Here is a 17,040-nt window from a genome sequence, read left to right as displayed (position 1 = left end):
AGTTCGTTTTCTCTGCTGCGATGAAAACAGACGCCGAGCAATGAAAAAAAGCTCACCAAAAGTGAGCTTCTCAATTTCGTCGTCGCCGCTTGTTACGTGGCCCCAGCAGGCCCGTTGTGCTGTTCTGTTTCCTAGTCCACTTTTCGCTTGAGCGCAGGGTCATTGACCCAAATTACTGGATGATCTGCATAGAGACCCATGGCTTTTCCCTTTACTGCGCCGACTTGACCAGAATTAAGTGAAAGTAAGAATTCACGAATATTGTCGGTGCCGCCAACGATGATGGATTCTCGATTGACTGATTCGCAAACGATCGACGGAATGCCATCACGTAGCTTTGGTGCATAGCATCCCGACGCCTGGGCATAGACCCAAGCACCACGAGCTCTACCCGCTTGAAGATCTAGAGTTAGACCGACCAGATCAGGATGCGTTGGAGGGAATTCCTTGTTGCCCATGTACCGATAGGGAAATTCTGTCTCTTTCGGGCCGCCGATTCCGACTTCAACCCAGTCCGTCGAGTTCGAACGAGACTTGGCCCAAAAGAAGAGGATGCCTAGCAGGACCACGGCGACTACGACCAAGATCAATGGCCTTCGTTTAAAACGCGCCCTCACTTCTTAGCCTTAAGCATCGCATGTCGTGATTTTTCAAGCCCTTGGTAGTCCCTACTCGTCGCCCGGTCGTAGCCCCGGTCTGTCCAGTTGCCGCTGGCGTCAGCATAGCCAAGCCGTCGTTGAGTCGTTTCAGACATGCTGCCAAGTGGCTTGAGCTTTGTGTCGAACGATGAGCCTTTGACCATGCGTCCGCCGTTGAGAAAATCCTTCAAACCCATGAAGTCCCCTTTAATATTTTCGGTAATTTATGTGCGATTACGGTTCATCCTAGCCTCGGCAGCGGCGTGTCCATGTGCCCCAGCATATGCGCTTGCGTAGGCTGCGATCATCATCCCCGCTAAGGCGAGGCAATACCCACTAACTTGTAGGCCATAGCCCTTCATCGCTTCGATCCGTGCGGTACGCTCCTCACGTCCACGGGATTTCACTTCGCTGTCGTCAATGTCTTCCATGCTGCCCTTCCAGTAGTTGGAACCCATGCACGGGTCTCCATAGGTGCTCAGCATAAACCATGAAGTATTTTTACACAACCGGATGGTTGTCAAAATCATTGACATCTCTTTCACACTGATGGGATGCCTCTCACCGACGACAAACACGCATTCTCCCAACGACTAACCCAAGCCCTCAAACGAAGTGCGAAGAAGGTCAGCTCGGCAACGGACCTGGCGCTTCAGTTCAATCTGCGACACAAAAACGAGCCGATCACGATGCAGGCAGCGCAGAAGTGGCTTACAGGGCAAGCAAGGCCAACACCGGACAAAATCGAAACACTTGCAGCTTGGCTCAACGTATCAGCTCAGTGGCTACGCTATGGAATCGCTGAAGATCGCCCGACGGTCACGGCTAAGAAGCTCCCAAAAAGCAGGGGTGAGGCGCCAGCACCTCTTACAAAGGACGAAGCGCTGTTCTTAGGTCGGATTCGAGCAATGCCTGAGCATCGCCGCAATCTGGTTATTGAGATCGTCGAACAGTTTTCGCTGGAGCAGGAGATGTGGCGGGAGTAGGCGGCGACGTTGATGTCCCCTCATGTAAGAGATGGCTGAGCCTTGCGCTGGACAACTTGGGAGTTTGGACGAACGTGACCAGTAATTCCGGTATCGTGACCAGTCATTCCATTTGAACGTGACAGCCTATTCCGGGCGAACGTGACAGATTTCGAGCTTCCTCGAGAATTAAAGGTCACGATACCGAAATTACTGTCACGATGCCGGAGTATGCAGACAGCCCACGAAAAAGAGAAAAATGGCAGGTGAAATTTTCAAGGCATACCTGTTGCTGGGCATCTGCCTTGTTTGAATTTTTTATAGATAGAGTAAATATGTACCGATCTTTTGGTTCAAACATAAATTTAGTTGCATAGCCAACAACTCGGGCGGGACGAACCAACGTTGAGTCTTAAAAAATCAGGGGTACAGCTCCTTTACCGAGCTTGGTCGCCATAGGTTGCAGTACCTTTATTAAATGGCCCATTACTGCACGCTTACGAGGGTAAAGAGAGCCAATGCGTCACATAACGTCTCTTCCCGAATCGCAATTTAATTCTAATGAGGCGTATTTTTTTCCTGAGTAACGGTGTTATTGAACTTTGGAACATCTGCTGGGTTGGAAAAATAGATTAACAGAAATGTAGCTGCGGCACCTAGCGCAGTAATTGCAATGCCTTTGTGCTTATAATTAAGCGTTATATGACTCTTGGCAAAGGCGGACAGAATCAATCCTGCCCCTAATGAAATTAATACCCTGACAAGTAAGTATTGGATTCCGTCAGAAACCTTTAGGTAAAAAACAGAAATCGCTGCTAAAGCCAATAGGATGATTCCAGCTGATGCAGCTGGCCAATCGACTTTTTTCTCTTTTAAATCTACGCGACTTGCCATATATCCACTCACAGGTAAATTTTTTTCGATGTACAATTGTCTGAGAACTATCGCTGTAGGTTTTTTGTGTGATTTTAGAATTGACTGTGCAGTTGAAAGAAAATTGCTAGACGGCTCAATTTGCAGATTTTTCTTTTGCGCTAAACCACGAAGACACTCCCAGAAATCAGCCCCCGCTCTGAGGACGTTCTCGATGCTCGTACAAACATCGTTCAACTGCAATTTAGTTAACCCCGAGCTCGAACATTTCGCCAAATATTTTTCAAAGTTGGAAAAAAATTCACATCCAATTAAATGAATTTCATTGATTTCTGAGTTTTCAAATATCCCGATTTGCAGCAAAGAATGGAGGCGCATGTCAAATGCCTTCTTCTCGCTCAAAAATAGTCTCGATAGCTCTTCGAACTCCTCACTGCTCATTTTTGTTGCGCGGCTGCATCTAATATTTGTTTCAAGACGCTAACAGTTCCACTCATATCAACTGAATCGATAACAAAACTGCGTGTATCTTGTACATTTCTGTAAATGACATCATGAATAGTCGACTCATCAACCCGCTTACCCGACAGTTTAATCCGATTTATTTCAGTAAGAATCGAACGAACTTCGCTATCCATTGGGCGCTTAACAAAACGATAGCAATGTCGAATTTCCTCAGCTAAATTTCTTACGTCGTCCATATAATATCCAGTAAAATTTAGAATTAGTCTAGTAATACGAATACATCACGAGAAAATGTATGCAAATCATTTAAATAAAACAGCAAGTGCCTCGTTCGTAAGGGCTCACCCTAAAAAGTACTGAACTACTAATTTTCTAAAAAGCACGCACTTTAAAATCAAAGAATTACAAAGGAAAATTTTAGAAATATTGAATAAATCAGCGCTTCCCTAATAGCTTTTCGAGTCCCAAGCGAAAAGATGACATATAGCGACTTTTAAGCGCTGATTATAGAAGTGCAGGAATAAGACAACGTATCCTCCTAGCGTAACCACCGCTCATCTAAAAAGTAATGGATTGCAACTCTTATTAATTCCGTACTGAGGGTTTTTCTTGGATTAAAAATTCCAAGACCCCCTTCTCAGTCAATCTTGTAACTATCACGATTCTCAGGCGTCAACCATCTAGGCGTGCGGCCGCGCCCCGTCCACGTTTTCCCTGTTGCGTCGTCACGAAACTTCGGCGCGACCGCCCCACTTGCCTTGCCCTTCTTTGCTGGCTTAGCAATTGCAAAATCTGCTGAGGAAAGGCCATGCTGGGCCATGAGAGCCTTGATTTTGGCCGTGGCTTCCACTTGTTCGGTCTTGCGAGCAGCTTCGATTTGTCTAACGAGGGCACCGAGTTGATTATTGAAGTCGTTCTCAAGCTTTGCATATTGTTCGGTGAGTTCTGCAACTGTCTTGGTCATTCTGAAATCCTGTACGTACGGAAAAGGTAAGATGAGCTACGGCTCACACAAATAGTATCCCAACAAAGCTTACAAAAGCGCATCCAGGCCTAAATTCAATTTCTCGCCGTGTCCTTGGTATAAGAAGAGTACATAACAAAACCTTCACCTAACCCGCCAAGGAGCAGTTCCATGAATAACTCAACTATCGACAGTGTTCTCTCCCTGGTGTTCGAAGTGATCATCGTCGTCGCTCGGATGCTTAAGCGCTGGTTTGCCAGCCGCGCCACCCCAGCCTGATACCCAACTATAGCAACACCCAAGCCTTGCCGCCGGTAGCTACGGCAGCACTGTCACGACCATCACAAACGAAAGGAACTACCCATGGCTCACCTTGTTGAAACGATGGCCTTTGCAAACGACGTACCTTGGCATGGCCTCGGAAACCGCATTGATGCTCATCAACCCATCGAATTCTGGCAGCGTCAGGCAGGGATGGCATTTAGTATCGAAGAGACACCTGTTCGCTTTATGACTGAAAGCCCAGCGATACTCGGACCCATCATGTCATTTCCCCAGCAAAAAGTGCTCTATCGTAGCGACACAAAGGCCGCGCTCTCGGTCGTCTCGGCACGCTACAAGGTCGTGCAGCCCAAGGAGATACTGGAGTTCTATCGTGACTTGGTCGATGTCTCAGGCTTTGAGCTCGAAACCGCTGGCGTGCTAAAGGAAGGCCGCAAGATCTGGGCTCTGGCTCGCACCAATCAATCTGCCACCATGAAAGGCAACGACATCCTCAACGGCTACCTGCTGCTCGCCACGGCCTGTGACGGCACCTTGGCAACCACTGCTCAGTTCACAAGCATCCGAGTGGTCTGCAACAACACACTAGCAGTAGCGCTTTCCGATGGCGCTGGAGCGGTCAAAGTTCCTCACAGCACGAGCTTCGATCCCAACAAGGTCAAGGCGCAGTTGGGCGTATCGGTATCGCAGTGGGACACATTCATGTACAAGATGAAGGGCCTCGCCGACCGCAAAGTGAAAACCACTGAAGCGTTCAACTACTTCCTGCGTGTCTTCACGGACCCAAGCAATCCCGCTACTGGACTCACGAACGAACGTGCCATGACGAAAGCGATGAGCCTGTACGAAGGCCAAGGGAAAGGCGCTGAACTGGCATCGTCGAAATCCACTGCGTTTGGTCTGCTCAACGCTGTCACTGAATTCGTTGACCACGAACGGCGGGCTCGAAGCCCTGACTACCGCTTGGAATCAGCATGGTTCGGACAGGGCGCTTCCTTGAAGAAGAAAGCTCTCGACGAGGCATTGATCATGCTCGCCTAAAATCTAACCCGCTACAACGAAAGCCCGGCATGAGTAACCGCTCTGCTGGGCTTTTTCAATTTGAGGAGCAACGGCATGAACATCGCAACAGCAGTGGAAAAATCGAGAAGCCCAGCTTTAAGGCTGGTGTCCACAAAGGACTTGAGCCGTAATGACTGGCTGAACGTTCGAAAAGGAGGCATTGGTAGTAGCGATGCAGCCGCAGCGGTGGGACTGAACCCTTACCAATCCCAGCTCGAACTGTGGATGATAAAGACAAGCCGTGATGCGAAGCTGCCCAAGGTCGATCCCAATGACGAGACCAGCCCGATGTACTGGGGTAGCTTGTTGGAGCCCATCGTTGCGGCCCACTACACGAAGCGCACTGGCAATAAGGTTCGTCGCATCAACTCGGTCCTTCAACATCCTGATTCCGATCGCCGATGGATGCTGGCCAACCTCGACTATGTGATCGTGAACGGCGGTGACGCACAGATACTAGAGTGTAAAACGGCTGGCGAGTTTGGCGCAAGGCTCTGGAAAGACGGGGTGCCTGAGTACGTTCAGTTACAGGTTCAACATCAACTTGCGGTGACGAACAAGATCGCCGCTGATGTCTGTGTGCTGATCTGCGGCCAAGAAATCCGAGTCCATCGTATAGAGCGAGACGATGCTTTGATCAACCGCCTGATCGAGCTTGAACAGAAGTTCTGGATGTACGTCGAAACCGACACGCCACCCCCAGCAGATGGCTCAGAGTCGGCGGCCACAGCTTTGAAGTGCCTGTACCCGAGCGACAGTGGTAACACGTTGGATTTCGTCGGCGACACCGAGATGTCCAGCACCTTCTCCGACCTGGTTGCAATCAGGGCCGATATTGAAGCTCGGGAGAAGCTCGAAGCCGAGCTAAAGCAACGTATCCAACAACGTATGGGCGATGCCAGTCGAGCAAAGTTCGGGACAGGAACCGTTTCGTGGAAACGCAGCAAGGACGGGCTCATTCTCGATGTCATCGCACTTATGAAAGATCAACCAGCTCTGTTGTCTACGTACCCGTTGATCCGAGCTGGGACCCGCAGGTTCCTCATCAACACATAGCAGTCCTCGCAGTTCAACCGAAGTCTATTGCCCGAATAAATGGGCTGCCTGCGCTGCCGGTCCCGTTCGAGAACTTCGGGCAGGCGGCGCTGGCAATAGGAGAGAGAATGATCAAAGGCTTAGCAATAACGCCGCCGATATTGGGGCGGATCAGTATTGGCAAGATCGTGGAAAGGAACGGGAAGCGGTTGCCCGAAAAGGACGATCAGTTTACCGTCACCTCGCAAGTACAAGGCAAGGATGGCTGGGTGCTGCATCCGTTCGATGAAGGCCTGCGTAAGGCATCCGTCAGCGGGAAAATCCGGTCTATTCCGGTCCGGGTCTTATTTGACGATCCCGACCTCAACTTGCGGGCCGAGTACAGCATGTTTGATCGCAGTAGCGGGCGTCCGCTGTGTGTTGGCAATGGCGAGGTTTGTAGACGCTACACGGCCTCGGGGATACAAACGCTGCCTTGCCCCTCACCGGATGGCTGTCAGGTCGCCAAGGGCGGCCTATGCAAGCCGTACGGCCGTTTGAACGTGAAGATTGGAGATGATGATGAACTGGGAACCTTCATGTTCCGCACAACTGGGTTCAACAGCATCCGAAGTCTGGCAGCACGACTCAGCTACTACCGGGCCGTTTCCGGAAACTTGCTGGCCTGTCTTCCGCTTGAACTTCGCCTTCGTGGAAAAAGCACGACGATGAGCCACCGGACTCCTGTCTACTACGTGGATCTTACTGTAAGGGAAGGTATGACGCTGGAAGAAGGTATCGCCGAGGCCAGGTCGAACGATGAACGACGCAAGGCAGTCGGCTACGACCAAGCAGCGCTGGACGAAAGCGCCAGGCAGGGCTTCGCCAACGGTGCGTTCGAGGAATCTGGCGAGGAAATTCCGGAGGTCGTGGAAGAGTTCTTTCCTGATGCCAATGCCAATGGCGGAACTGCCGGAGCTGATGACATGGCACTTGGTCAGGCGCCCAAAACGGCCAAACCGACTCTTCGTGAGAAGCTGGACAAAAAGGCCGGCAACGACAAACCGGGAGCATCGCCATGATCCTGATCGGTATGATCGCAGTTTGCATCGGCGTGCCGCTACTCAAAATTGCCTTCGGCTTGGCGTCGCTCTTGCTGGGGAAGGCGGTTGCTGGCAGCGTCTTCTTTGGTGGCTAACCGCCGCAGTGGCTCCCTGTCGGTGAGAGAGCCACTTTTTCGTAAGGGGCGCAAAGAAGTTAATCCTAGTCACGAGAGTGATCAGTAGTGGCCGCTGGTCTCCAAAGCCGAATCATGGTCAATAAGGCCCGCTTCACCGTAATATTTTTCCATAGTTTCTGCGATGAAGTGTGCCACTATTTGCCACGTATGTTGTCGTGGTAGTATTTTCTGTCGCTGGACGGCCTTCACTCCGGGCCTCAAATACAGAAGTAGATCCGGTGGCGGCCTGACCTTGCGTACAGTGATGGCGTAGCAACGATGTCGTGCTGCGGAGCAGTACTCTTCGTTTCCTGTCTCTACTACTATGTACAATAAAATAGGACGGGCCGGAATCACAACGGGGACAAGCTGTTCATCGAAATCGGAACCCACCAAATTTCAATTTTTCGTGGGTTCTAGTGACGAAAATCCGACTAGATCTCTCAGGTTACTTTTCTTCCAGCTCCCGGACGCTTGCCTTTACAATGCCTGATAGAAATTAACTCTCAGGATCAATACAGTGGCTTCAAACTATTCCGAAATTGCTTCTTTCACATGGTCGGTGGCCGACTTACTACGAGGCGACTACAAGCAGTCCGACTACGGGAAAGTCATTTTACCGTTCACCTTGCTACGCCGCATGGATTGCGTGCTTGAAGCCAACAAGCCTGCCGTCCTGGCTGAAGTCGAAGCCAGAAAAAGCCAAGGAATCGACCTCAAGACGTTTCTGACCAAGCGTGCGGCTCAGTCGTTTTACAACATCTCACTCTTCGACTTTGCCAAGTTGCAAGGCGACCCGGCGCACATCAAAGCCAACCTGATCGCATACATCAACGCGTTCTCCGACAACGCTCGTGACATATTCGAAAGATACGATTTTTTCAAGCAGATCGAGAAGCTGGACGACAACAATCTGCTGTTTTTGATAGTGCAGAAGTTCGCTGCGATCGACCTGCATCCGAACGTGGTTTCAAACGCAGACATGGGACTAGTCTTCGAGGACCTAATCCGTCGATTTGCTGAGCTCTCGAACGAGACCGCAGGTGAGCATTACACGCCACGAGAGGTCATTCGCTTGATGGTGGACCTACTGTTCACCACAGATGACGAAGCACTGACTAAGCCCGGCGTTGTTCGTTCCATCTATGACCCAACAGCGGGAACTGGCGGAATGCTGAGCATCGCTGGCGAACACTTGCATGGTCTGAATCCAAAAGCTCGCCTCGTCATGTTTGGCCAAGAACTTAACGATGAGTCATACGCCATCTGCAAGGCGGACATGCTCATCAAGGGTCAGGACGTGGGCAATATCATCATGGGCAATACGTTGTCGGATGACGGTCATGCAGGAAAAGACTTCGACTACATGTTGAGCAATCCGCCGTTTGGCGTCGAGTGGAAAAAAGTTGAGAAGGACATTCGCAAGGAGCACGAGCAACGAGGTCATGCCGGTCGATTTGGCCCAGGCTTACCTCGTGTGTCGGACGGTAGCTTGCTGTTCCTGATGCATCTGTTGTCAAAGATGCGGCCATACGACAAGATTAAAGACACCGGTGGCTCCCGTATCGGCATTGTCTTGAACGGCTCGCCTTTGTTTACGGGAGGGGCAGGTTCGGGGGAGTCCGAAATACGTCGTTGGGTCATCGAGAACGATTGGCTCGAAGCGATCGTTGCTCTTCCCACCGACATGTTCTACAACACCGGCATCTCTACCTATGTTTGGATACTGACCAACAAGAAAAGCACATCCCGCAAGGGTAAGGTTCAGTTGATCAACGGTGCGGAGTATTACCGCAAGATGCGGAAGACACTCGGCAGCAAGCGAAAGGAACTGGCCCCGGCTGACATCAAGCGCCTTGTCGAGTTCCATGGCCGTTTTGAAGAGCTGCGCCATGTGAAGAGCTTTGATGCCGACGGCAAAACGATCAGCGACAGCATCGTCCCTGCTGCCGAGACAATCCCGACTGCACCCGAGGGCGGGAAGGTTGAGACGTTCTTGGTCTCCCGAATCTTCGACAACAATGACTTTGGCTACAGCACCATCACGGTCGAGCGCCCGCTCACCGACGAGCACGGTAAGACAGTGGCCGACAAGAAGGGCAAGCCCAAGGCGGATACCAAGTTGCGTGATACTGAAAACGTGCCGGTAAAGGAGGACATCGAGGCCTACTTCAAGCGGGAAGTGCTGCCTCATGTTCCCGACGCCTGGATCGACCATGAGAAGACCAAGCTTGGATATGAGATCCCGTTTAATCGATTCTTCTATCAGTACACGCCACCACGTTCGCTGGAAGAGATTGATGCCGAGTTGAAGGCGGTGACGAGCGAGATTTTAGCGTTGCTGAACGAGGTGACTGCGTGACGTTCAAGCCATATCCCAAGTACAAGGCATCGGGCGTGGAGTGGCTGGGGGATGTACCTGAAGGATGGAAGGTTGCGGCCGTAGGCTATCGATATGAGGTTGCTCTCGGGAAGATGCTGGATCAAAAAAACATCGTCGGCAATCGTCTGGCACCATACCTAAGAAATACTGACGTTCAGTGGGGCCGAATTAATACTGCCGCATTGCCAGAAATGGATTTTAATAAAGTTGATCGTGTTCGCTATTCGCTCAGGCCGGGCGATTTGTTAGTTTGCGAGGGTGGTGACGTTGGACGGTCTGCAATTTGGAATACCGACGGGGAATACTACTACCAGAAGGCGCTGCACAGATTGCGCCCTCTCAGCCCTACAGCAGACTCTCCGGCGTTTATGTATTACCTTCTTGTTTGTGCAACGGCACAGGAACGTTTCACTGGTCCCATAGGGAAGTCAACTATTGTCCACTTACCCGCCGAGGCGTTGCGTGCATGTAGATTTGGATTCCCCCCATCCCGCCATGAGCAGGCGGGTATCACCGCCTTCCTCGATCGTGAAACGGCCAAGATCGACACCCTGATCGCCAAGCAAGAAGCGATGATCGGCCTGCTCAAAGAAAAACGCCAGGCGGTAATCTCGCATGCTGTGACGAAGGGCCTCGATCCGAGCGTGCCGACTAAACCGAGCGGATTAGCGTGGCTAGGGGACGTGCCTGAGCATTGGATAACGATACCGATGAAGCACATCATGACCATGACAAGTGGTGGCACACCAGCAAAGGATCGACCCGACTACTGGAACGGCAAGCATCCATGGGCATCGGCGAAAGATTTAAAAGTTGACGTTCTAGATGACACACAAGATCATATTTCCGATCTGGCGGTTTCCGAGGGCGGGGCTACGTTAATTGCACCGAACGCAGTTCTAATCGTAGTCCGGGGAATGATTCTGCTCCACACACTGCCAGTTACTGTCAATGCCGTACCGATGGCCATCAATCAGGACCTAAAAGCATTACGCGCCAATTCAAATTGCGACCCGGAATACCTCACCGTTCTTATACGTGGCTTGAGCAAGGAAATATTAGGGCGAACGGATCAAGCAGCGCACGGCACCAAAGCCCTGCGGGAGGATGATTGGACTGGCATGCAGGTGTCTTTGCCTCCAATGACTGAACAGATAGCAATCGCCCGGTACATTTCTTCCACAAATCAAAAAATCGACATCCTCATCGCCAAGGCAAAACAAGCCATCGCTCTGCAAAAAGAACACCGCACCGCTTTGATCTCAGCTGCTGTGACTGGCAAGATCGATGTTCGGATAGATGGCCGGGAGAGAACGGCAGCCTGAAATCGGCGCCGCAAACTCAAGAGTTAGAACGACAACTTCAATGGATTTTTAGATGACGAAGACATTAACAGCTCACGAACAGGCAATCTCAAAAATCTTTAGCGATGACTACATCTTCACAATACCCGGCTATCAACGGCCTTACTCTTGGAAGGTTGAGCAGGCGAGTGAACTCGTGGAGGATCTGCTCGGTTTTATGCGTAGCTCTATAGGCGAGCTCAGCGAACTTCCTCCGTATTTCCTAGGAAGTATTGTGCTTGTGAAAGCCGAAACGCAGCCAGACGCTACAGTAGTTGACGGTCAACAACGCCTCACGACGCTAACGCTCTTGCTCTCAGCAATTCGAGCGCACGCTGAAAACGGAATGGCAAGGGCTGGGATCTCAAAAATGATCTACGACCAAGGCGACATCATCCTTAACACAGAAAATCATTACCGTCTAACGCTGAGAAGTAAGGATGAGGCCTTCTTTCAGGACTATGTGCAGCATGAAGGCGGGGTGGAAAAGCTCGTTTCCTTAAATAGCGAACTTTCGGACAGCCAAAATCGACTGAGGGATAACGCAAAGTTCTACATGAAGTATCTATCCAAAATTGGGATCGGCGAGCAACTTCGCCTTGCTCAGTTCATAGCAACGCGTTGCTACTTAGTAGCGGTATCTACGCCGGATCTCGACTCGGCATTTAGAATATTTAACGTACTAAATAGTCGGGGCCTCGACCTAAGCGCTACTGACATTCTTAAGGCCGAGATCACGGGGAAAATCAGCGAAAAAATTCGCCCGATCTATACTCAGATGTGGGAGGAGCTCGAAGAAGACTTAGGCCGTGATGAATTCAACGATCTATTTGGGCACATCCGAACTGTTTATCGAAAGATAAAACCGCAAGAAACGCTTCTTAAAGAATTTCGTGTGCATGTGAAGTTCGCTAAAGCAGAACAATTTATCGACGAAATACTGAAGCCAATGGCTGTGGCGTTTCAAGAGATCGGGGACTCATCGTACACTTCTCAACAGAACGCTGAAAAAGTGAATGCGTCTTTAACTTGGATCAACAAAGTCGAATTTAGAGACTGGATGCCACCGACGTTAACCTACTTCGTTCGCCATCGAAACGACTTTGATTTGATATTGCGGTTTGTCTCTGATATGGAGATTCTAGTGTATTCGATGCTAATTCGCAGGGTTGGAGTAAACGATCGTATCGACAGGTTTTCAAAGCTAACGACATCGATTGAAGCTGGAGAGGATTTGTGGGCTAGCAAGTCGCCGCTAGCACTTTCGCCTGTTGAACAGTACTCAACCTATGAAGCACTGTCGGGGCCGATTTACGACACGCACTCTGCGAGAGCCGTATCTTTGATACTCGTACGGTTGGACTCGCTCCTGTCTGGTGGCGGAGCGATATATTCCTACAACACAATTAGCGTCGAACATATTTTGCCTCAGACTCCCATGGCGAAGAGCCAGTGGCTAGAGTGGATTCCAGAAGCTGAGAAAAGACGGGCATTGGTCCATCGACTCGGTAACCTTGCGCTTCTGACCCGGAGGAAGAACAGCGCAGCTCGGAACTTTGATTTTGCCAAGAAAAAAACTGCGTACTTCACCAAAAACGGAATTTCACCGTTCGTATTAACCACACAGGTCCTAGCCGCTGCCGCCTGGACCGAAGAAGTGATCTTGGCGAGACAGGATGTCTTGCTTTCAAAATTCGAACAGCATTACCGTCTTCAGGATAGGAAATCACCATCCGACGCAATGCTTGCAGCAATCGGTGGATAAACGCTATGAACGCCAACCCACACAAAGAGATCCACTTCGAAGGTGATATCGTCGCTCACCTTACCGCCAACGGATGGCTGGAAGGTGACGCGGCGAAGTACGACCGTGAACTGGCGTTGTATCCTGACGATGTGATTGGCTGGATTCAGGACACGCAACCCAAGGCGTGGGACAAGCTGAAATTGACGCACAACGGAGCCACCGAGAAGACTCTACTGGCGCGGTTGACGCAAGTTCTCGACAGAGAAGGATCATTGGCGGTGCTGCGCCAAGGCTTCAAGGACGTCGGGTCCGGAAAAATCGACATGTGTCAGTTCAAACCGGCGCAGTCGATAAACCCCGACGTCTTGGACCGCTACAGCAAAGTTAGATGTCGGATCGTGCGTCAGGTCCGCTACAGTTTGTCGAGTGAGAACTCCATCGACCTGGTTTTCTTCATCAACGGCATCCCGGTGGCCACGGCGGAACTTAAGACCGACTTCACGCAAACGATCGACGACGCCAAAAATCAGTACCGGTACGACCGCAACCCGAAGGACCCCGCCAGCAAGCGAGAAGAGCCCCTGTTGGCGTTTAAGCGGAGGGCGTTGGTCCACTTCGCTGTTTCGACGGACGAGGTCTGGATGGCCACTGAGCTGCGTGGCAAGGACACGTTTTTCCTTCCGTTTAACCTTGGCAATGACGGCGGCGCAGGCAACCCTGCGAATCCCCAAGGTTACCGCACATCATATTGGTGGGAGCGCACACTGGACCGAGATGCCTGGCTAAATATCATCGGGCGCTTTGTTCACCTATCAAGGGAAGAGAAAAAGACCGCCGAGGGCAAGAAGGAGATCAAGGAGAAGCTGATCTTCCCACGCTTTCATCAATGGGAAGGCGTCACATCACTGATCGCCGCAGCCAAGCAGGAAAAGGCCGGTCACAAGTACTTGATCCAGCACAGTGCGGGCTCGGGAAAGACAAATTCTATTGCTTGGCTAGCGCATCAGCTCTCAAACCTGCACGATGACTCCGACAACAAGGTCTTTTCATCGGTTATCGTCATCACGGATCGAACAATCCTCGACCAGCAGTTGCAGGACGCCATCTACCAGTTCGAGCACAAGCAAGGCGTCGTCTGTCGAGTGACAAACGAGGGGGTGAAGTCGGCTCAGTTGGCGCAGGCGCTTAAGGACAACGTGCCGATCATCATCGTTACAATCCAGACTTTCCCATTCGTTCTTGAGGCAATCCAGAAAGAGACCTCACTCAAGAACCGTACATACGCCATCATCGCAGACGAGGCCCACTCATCGCAAACAGGCGCAGCTGCTAAGAACCTTAAGAAGGTATTGACTGCCGAGCAGATCGAGGAGGGTGAAGAGTTTAGCAACGAGGATTTGTTGATCGCCGAAATGGCGGCACGACCACAGCCGAGCTCCTTGAGCTACTTTGCTTTCACCGCTACACCCAAGAGCAAGACGCTTGAACTATTCGGGCGTGTCCCGGACACGTCTTCGCCTGCATCGGATACCAATCTTCCCGAGGCATTCCATGTTTACTCAATGCGCCAGGCCATTGAAGAGGGATTCATTCTCGATGTCCTGTTGAACTACACGCCATACAAGCTGGCGTTCAAGCTAGCCCACAACGGTAAGGATTACGACAACGATACCGTCGATCAAAGCGAGGCACTGATTTCGCTTATGCGTTGGGTTCGGCTCCATCCCTATAATATTTCGCAGAAGGTCCAAGTCATCGTTGAGCATTTCAAGGCGCATGTGGCGTGGAGGCTAAGTGGCCAGGCAAAGGCGATGGTGGTGACGTCGTCGAGGAAGGAAGCCGTACGCTACAAGCTGGCGATCGACAAGTACATCAAATCACAGGGCTACCAATCCTTAGCCACGCTCGTTGCCTTTTCGGGCGAGGTTGTGGACAGTGATAGCGGACCAGGGGAGTTCACCGAAGCGAATATGAATCCAGGCCTTAAGGGGCGAGACCTGCGAGAAGCTTTCGACACCGACGAGTTCCAGATCTTACTTGTGGCGAACAAGTACCAGACCGGCTTTGACCAGCCCAAACTTGTCTCAATGTACGTCGACAAGAAGTTGGCTGGCGTGGCCGCAGTGCAAACCCTCTCCCGGTTGAACAGGACCATGCCCGGAAAGGACCAGACGTTCGTCATCGACTTCGTCAACGATCCCGAAGAGATCAAGGCAGCGTTCCAGCCATATTTCGAGACTGCCGAGCTAGCCGACGTTTCGGACCCAAATTTAATACATGACCTTCAGAGCAAACTCGATGCCGCACGAATCTACACTCCCGAAGAAGTGGAAGGGCTTGTTGCAGCCTATTTCAAGGGCCGCCAAGGCGATATGCAGGCCAAAATCGCGCCAGCGGTCGACCGATATCGTGTGCAGTTCAGAGAGGCCATAGAGGCCGCTGACGACGAGGCGATTGATGAGCTACAGATCTTCCGCAAGGACGTTGGCGGATTCGTCCGTGCTTACGACTTTCTGTCTCAGATAGTGGACTTCGCCGATACCGACTTGGAGAAGCGGTCGATCTACTTCAAGCATCTGCTGCCCTGGTTGAAGGATGAACGTAGCCATGACCCTGTTGATCTATCGGCTGTGAAGTTGACCCACTACAAGTTGAGTGACACTGGCAAGCAGGCCATTAAGCTTGGACAGGACTTGGCCGACTATAAGCTGAAGCCCCTGACGGATATTGGATCAGGAAAATCCCACGATCCCGAGGTAGCGATGCTGTCGGCGATCATCGCCAAGATGAATGATCTCTTCGAGGGGGACTTGACGGACAATGACCTGCTTGCGCTGGCGAACCACGTCGGTGGACTGATGATGGACAACGAGATGTTGGCAGAGCAGGCCGCAGCAAACACGAAGGAACAGTTTGGCGCCAGCCCGGACTACAAGAACGTGATGCTCGACTCAGTTGCTGACGGCCTGGACAAGTATCAGGAAATGGCCAAGCAGGTGCTAAATAGCCCACGAATTCAAGACGGGCTCTCCGAGATATTGCTGGACCTCGTGTTTGCAGGTTTTGCTAAGAGGCGGGGAGACGGTCAAACACTTACCGAAAATCTTCCACCTGCTAGCCGCTGAAATCAGCAATATTTTTTTTATTCACAAATAGGACGAGAATGACGATTCTATTCATTGTGCTGTTGCATTCGATTCCAGTGTGGTTAATCGGAGCTAGATGGTTGGACAGCAAAATGGCGACCATCATTGCCGCGATAATCAGTGGCGCAGTTGCCGTAAGTACTGGGAATGTCGCTTTTGTTTTTGCGGATCTTCTAGGGATATCCGTAGCTACGTGGCTAAGTTTCTGTGCAATCAATGCGCCCAATTCTGCGGTTGCGGCTCGAAGGTTGTTGAAAAATTCTCAAAGGAAAGATGCGTTGTTTGCGAACGAAAGACATATTCGGAGCATGCTAAATGAAAGATTTTATTCCGAAACAGCTTTGAAGACGAGGCGAAGCAAGCGGAGGATTTCGGCGGTGTCATTTTGCTTGTTGCTATTTATCGCTTTGATTTATTTATTGATGAGCGAGAAAATTCACGGCTTTAACGAATTTGCCATAGCTTTAGCCGTCGGAGCAACTGGAGCTGCATTGTTGTGGGGTATTTTGAATGCTGAATGGGGTAAGTCTGACTTAGAGTTGCGACTCCAAAAACTTCGGCGAGAGATTGAAACGCTAAGCAAGTGAGTACTAGCATATATATTAGGAAACGAACACTAAAGTCTACCTCGGCATTTGTTGATGGTATGGAACGCTAAATCCAGCCAGAGTTCTGGTTTTGGGCAAGGCAAATTGGTACAACCTTTGTCAATTTTTATCGCATGAAAAAGCGAGCCCATATGCTGCCAACATCGTCGTCGCATCGAGAATTTACCGGATAGCGTTTATCAATCATCCATCTTCTAGCTTGTTATATTCAACTGGCAACCTATATGTAATGCTTTGTTGTTGACTTGATACGAACATTGTTGAGCAGAGATCAGTCATTTATTGCTTCGACACAGTCTAGATCTAGAACCGCTTGCCTAATCGACAAATT

General features: G+C 50.8%; 15 protein-coding genes. 9 read left to right on the top strand and 6 right to left on the bottom strand.

Annotated elements, in window-relative coordinates:
• Window positions 1–131: 131 nt before the first annotated feature.
• Genes F1609_RS00150 through F1609_RS00140 form a run of 3 tightly spaced genes read right to left on the bottom strand, consistent with a single transcriptional unit; the run spans window position 132 to window position 1,168 of the window.
• Window positions 132–584, bottom strand: a complete 453-nt coding sequence (locus F1609_RS00150) for a hypothetical protein (RefSeq protein ID WP_167073506.1) — start codon at window positions 582–584, stop codon at window positions 132–134.
• A 29-nt stretch (window positions 585–613) separates the two neighbouring features.
• On the bottom strand, window positions 614–835 hold the full coding sequence (locus tag F1609_RS00145) for a hypothetical protein (protein ID WP_167073504.1): 222 nt from the start codon (window positions 833–835) through the stop codon (window positions 614–616).
• Window positions 836–862: 27 nt separating this feature from the next.
• Window positions 863–1,168 carry a hypothetical protein gene (locus F1609_RS00140; protein WP_167073502.1) on the bottom strand — a complete coding sequence of 102 codons (306 nt, stop codon included), beginning with the start codon at window positions 1,166–1,168 and terminating at the stop codon, window positions 863–865.
• Between the two features lie 24 nt (window positions 1,169–1,192).
• Here F1609_RS00140 and F1609_RS00135 point away from each other — a divergent pair, with 24 nt between their 5' ends.
• Window positions 1,193–1,624, top strand: coding sequence for a transcriptional regulator (locus F1609_RS00135; RefSeq protein WP_167073500.1), 432 nt, complete (start codon window positions 1,193–1,195; stop codon window positions 1,622–1,624).
• A 537-nt stretch (window positions 1,625–2,161) separates the two neighbouring features.
• Here F1609_RS00135 and F1609_RS00130 read toward each other — a convergent pair.
• The 3 genes from F1609_RS00130 to F1609_RS00120 all read right to left on the bottom strand — a co-directional run bounded on the left by F1609_RS00130 (window position 2,162) and on the right by F1609_RS00120 (window position 3,905).
• Complete coding sequence (locus F1609_RS00130) at window positions 2,162–2,878, bottom strand: hypothetical protein (RefSeq protein ID WP_167073498.1); 717 nt, start codon at window positions 2,876–2,878, stop codon at window positions 2,162–2,164.
• A 35-nt stretch (window positions 2,879–2,913) separates the two neighbouring features.
• Entirely contained in the window at window positions 2,914–3,177 is a 264-nt protein-coding gene (locus F1609_RS00125) for a hypothetical protein (protein WP_167073496.1), read from the bottom strand.
• 401 nt (window positions 3,178–3,578) lie between these two features.
• On the bottom strand, window positions 3,579–3,905 hold the full coding sequence (locus F1609_RS00120; RefSeq protein ID WP_167073494.1) for an H-NS histone family protein: 327 nt from the start codon (window positions 3,903–3,905) through the stop codon (window positions 3,579–3,581).
• A 363-nt stretch (window positions 3,906–4,268) separates the two neighbouring features.
• On the opposite strand from F1609_RS00120, the gene F1609_RS00115 reads away from it, so the two are divergent.
• From F1609_RS00115 to F1609_RS00080, 8 genes are all read left to right on the top strand, one after another.
• Window positions 4,269–5,228 (top strand): DUF932 domain-containing protein, encoded by a 960-nt coding sequence (locus F1609_RS00115; RefSeq protein ID WP_167073492.1) that lies wholly within the window; start codon window positions 4,269–4,271, stop codon window positions 5,226–5,228.
• A 75-nt stretch (window positions 5,229–5,303) separates the two neighbouring features.
• Window positions 5,304–6,305 (top strand): YqaJ viral recombinase family nuclease, encoded by a 1,002-nt coding sequence (locus F1609_RS00110; protein WP_167073490.1) that lies wholly within the window; start codon window positions 5,304–5,306, stop codon window positions 6,303–6,305.
• 107 nt (window positions 6,306–6,412) lie between these two features.
• Window positions 6,413–7,345, top strand: coding sequence for a recombination directionality factor (locus F1609_RS00105; protein WP_167073488.1), 933 nt, complete (start codon window positions 6,413–6,415; stop codon window positions 7,343–7,345).
• Window positions 7,346–8,002: 657 nt separating this feature from the next.
• Window positions 8,003–9,844, top strand: a complete 1,842-nt coding sequence (locus F1609_RS00100) for a type I restriction-modification system subunit M (RefSeq protein ID WP_167073486.1) — start codon at window positions 8,003–8,005, stop codon at window positions 9,842–9,844.
• Entirely contained in the window at window positions 9,841–11,190 is a 1,350-nt protein-coding gene (locus tag F1609_RS00095) for a restriction endonuclease subunit S (RefSeq protein ID WP_167073483.1), read from the top strand. The genes F1609_RS00100 and F1609_RS00095 overlap by 4 nt, the downstream gene beginning before the upstream one ends.
• A gap of 52 nt (window positions 11,191–11,242) precedes the next feature.
• Window positions 11,243–12,973 carry a DUF262 domain-containing protein gene (locus F1609_RS00090; RefSeq protein ID WP_167073481.1) on the top strand — a complete coding sequence of 577 codons (1,731 nt, stop codon included), beginning with the start codon at window positions 11,243–11,245 and terminating at the stop codon, window positions 12,971–12,973.
• Between the two features lie 5 nt (window positions 12,974–12,978).
• A complete protein-coding gene (locus tag F1609_RS00085) occupies window positions 12,979–16,080 on the top strand; it encodes a type I restriction endonuclease subunit R (protein ID WP_167073479.1) in 3,102 nt (1,033 codons plus the stop codon).
• Between the two features lie 38 nt (window positions 16,081–16,118).
• Window positions 16,119–16,688, top strand: coding sequence for a hypothetical protein (locus F1609_RS00080; protein WP_167073477.1), 570 nt, complete (start codon window positions 16,119–16,121; stop codon window positions 16,686–16,688).
• The last annotated feature ends 352 nt before the right edge of the window (window positions 16,689–17,040 follow it).

The sequence above is a fragment of the Massilia aquatica genome (assembly GCF_011682045.1).
Taxonomy (GTDB): Bacteria; Pseudomonadota; Gammaproteobacteria; order Burkholderiales; family Burkholderiaceae_D; genus Telluria_A; species Telluria_A aquatica.
The sequence above is the reverse complement of the archived record's forward strand: the minus strand, read 5'-3'. Positions and strand labels throughout refer to the sequence as shown.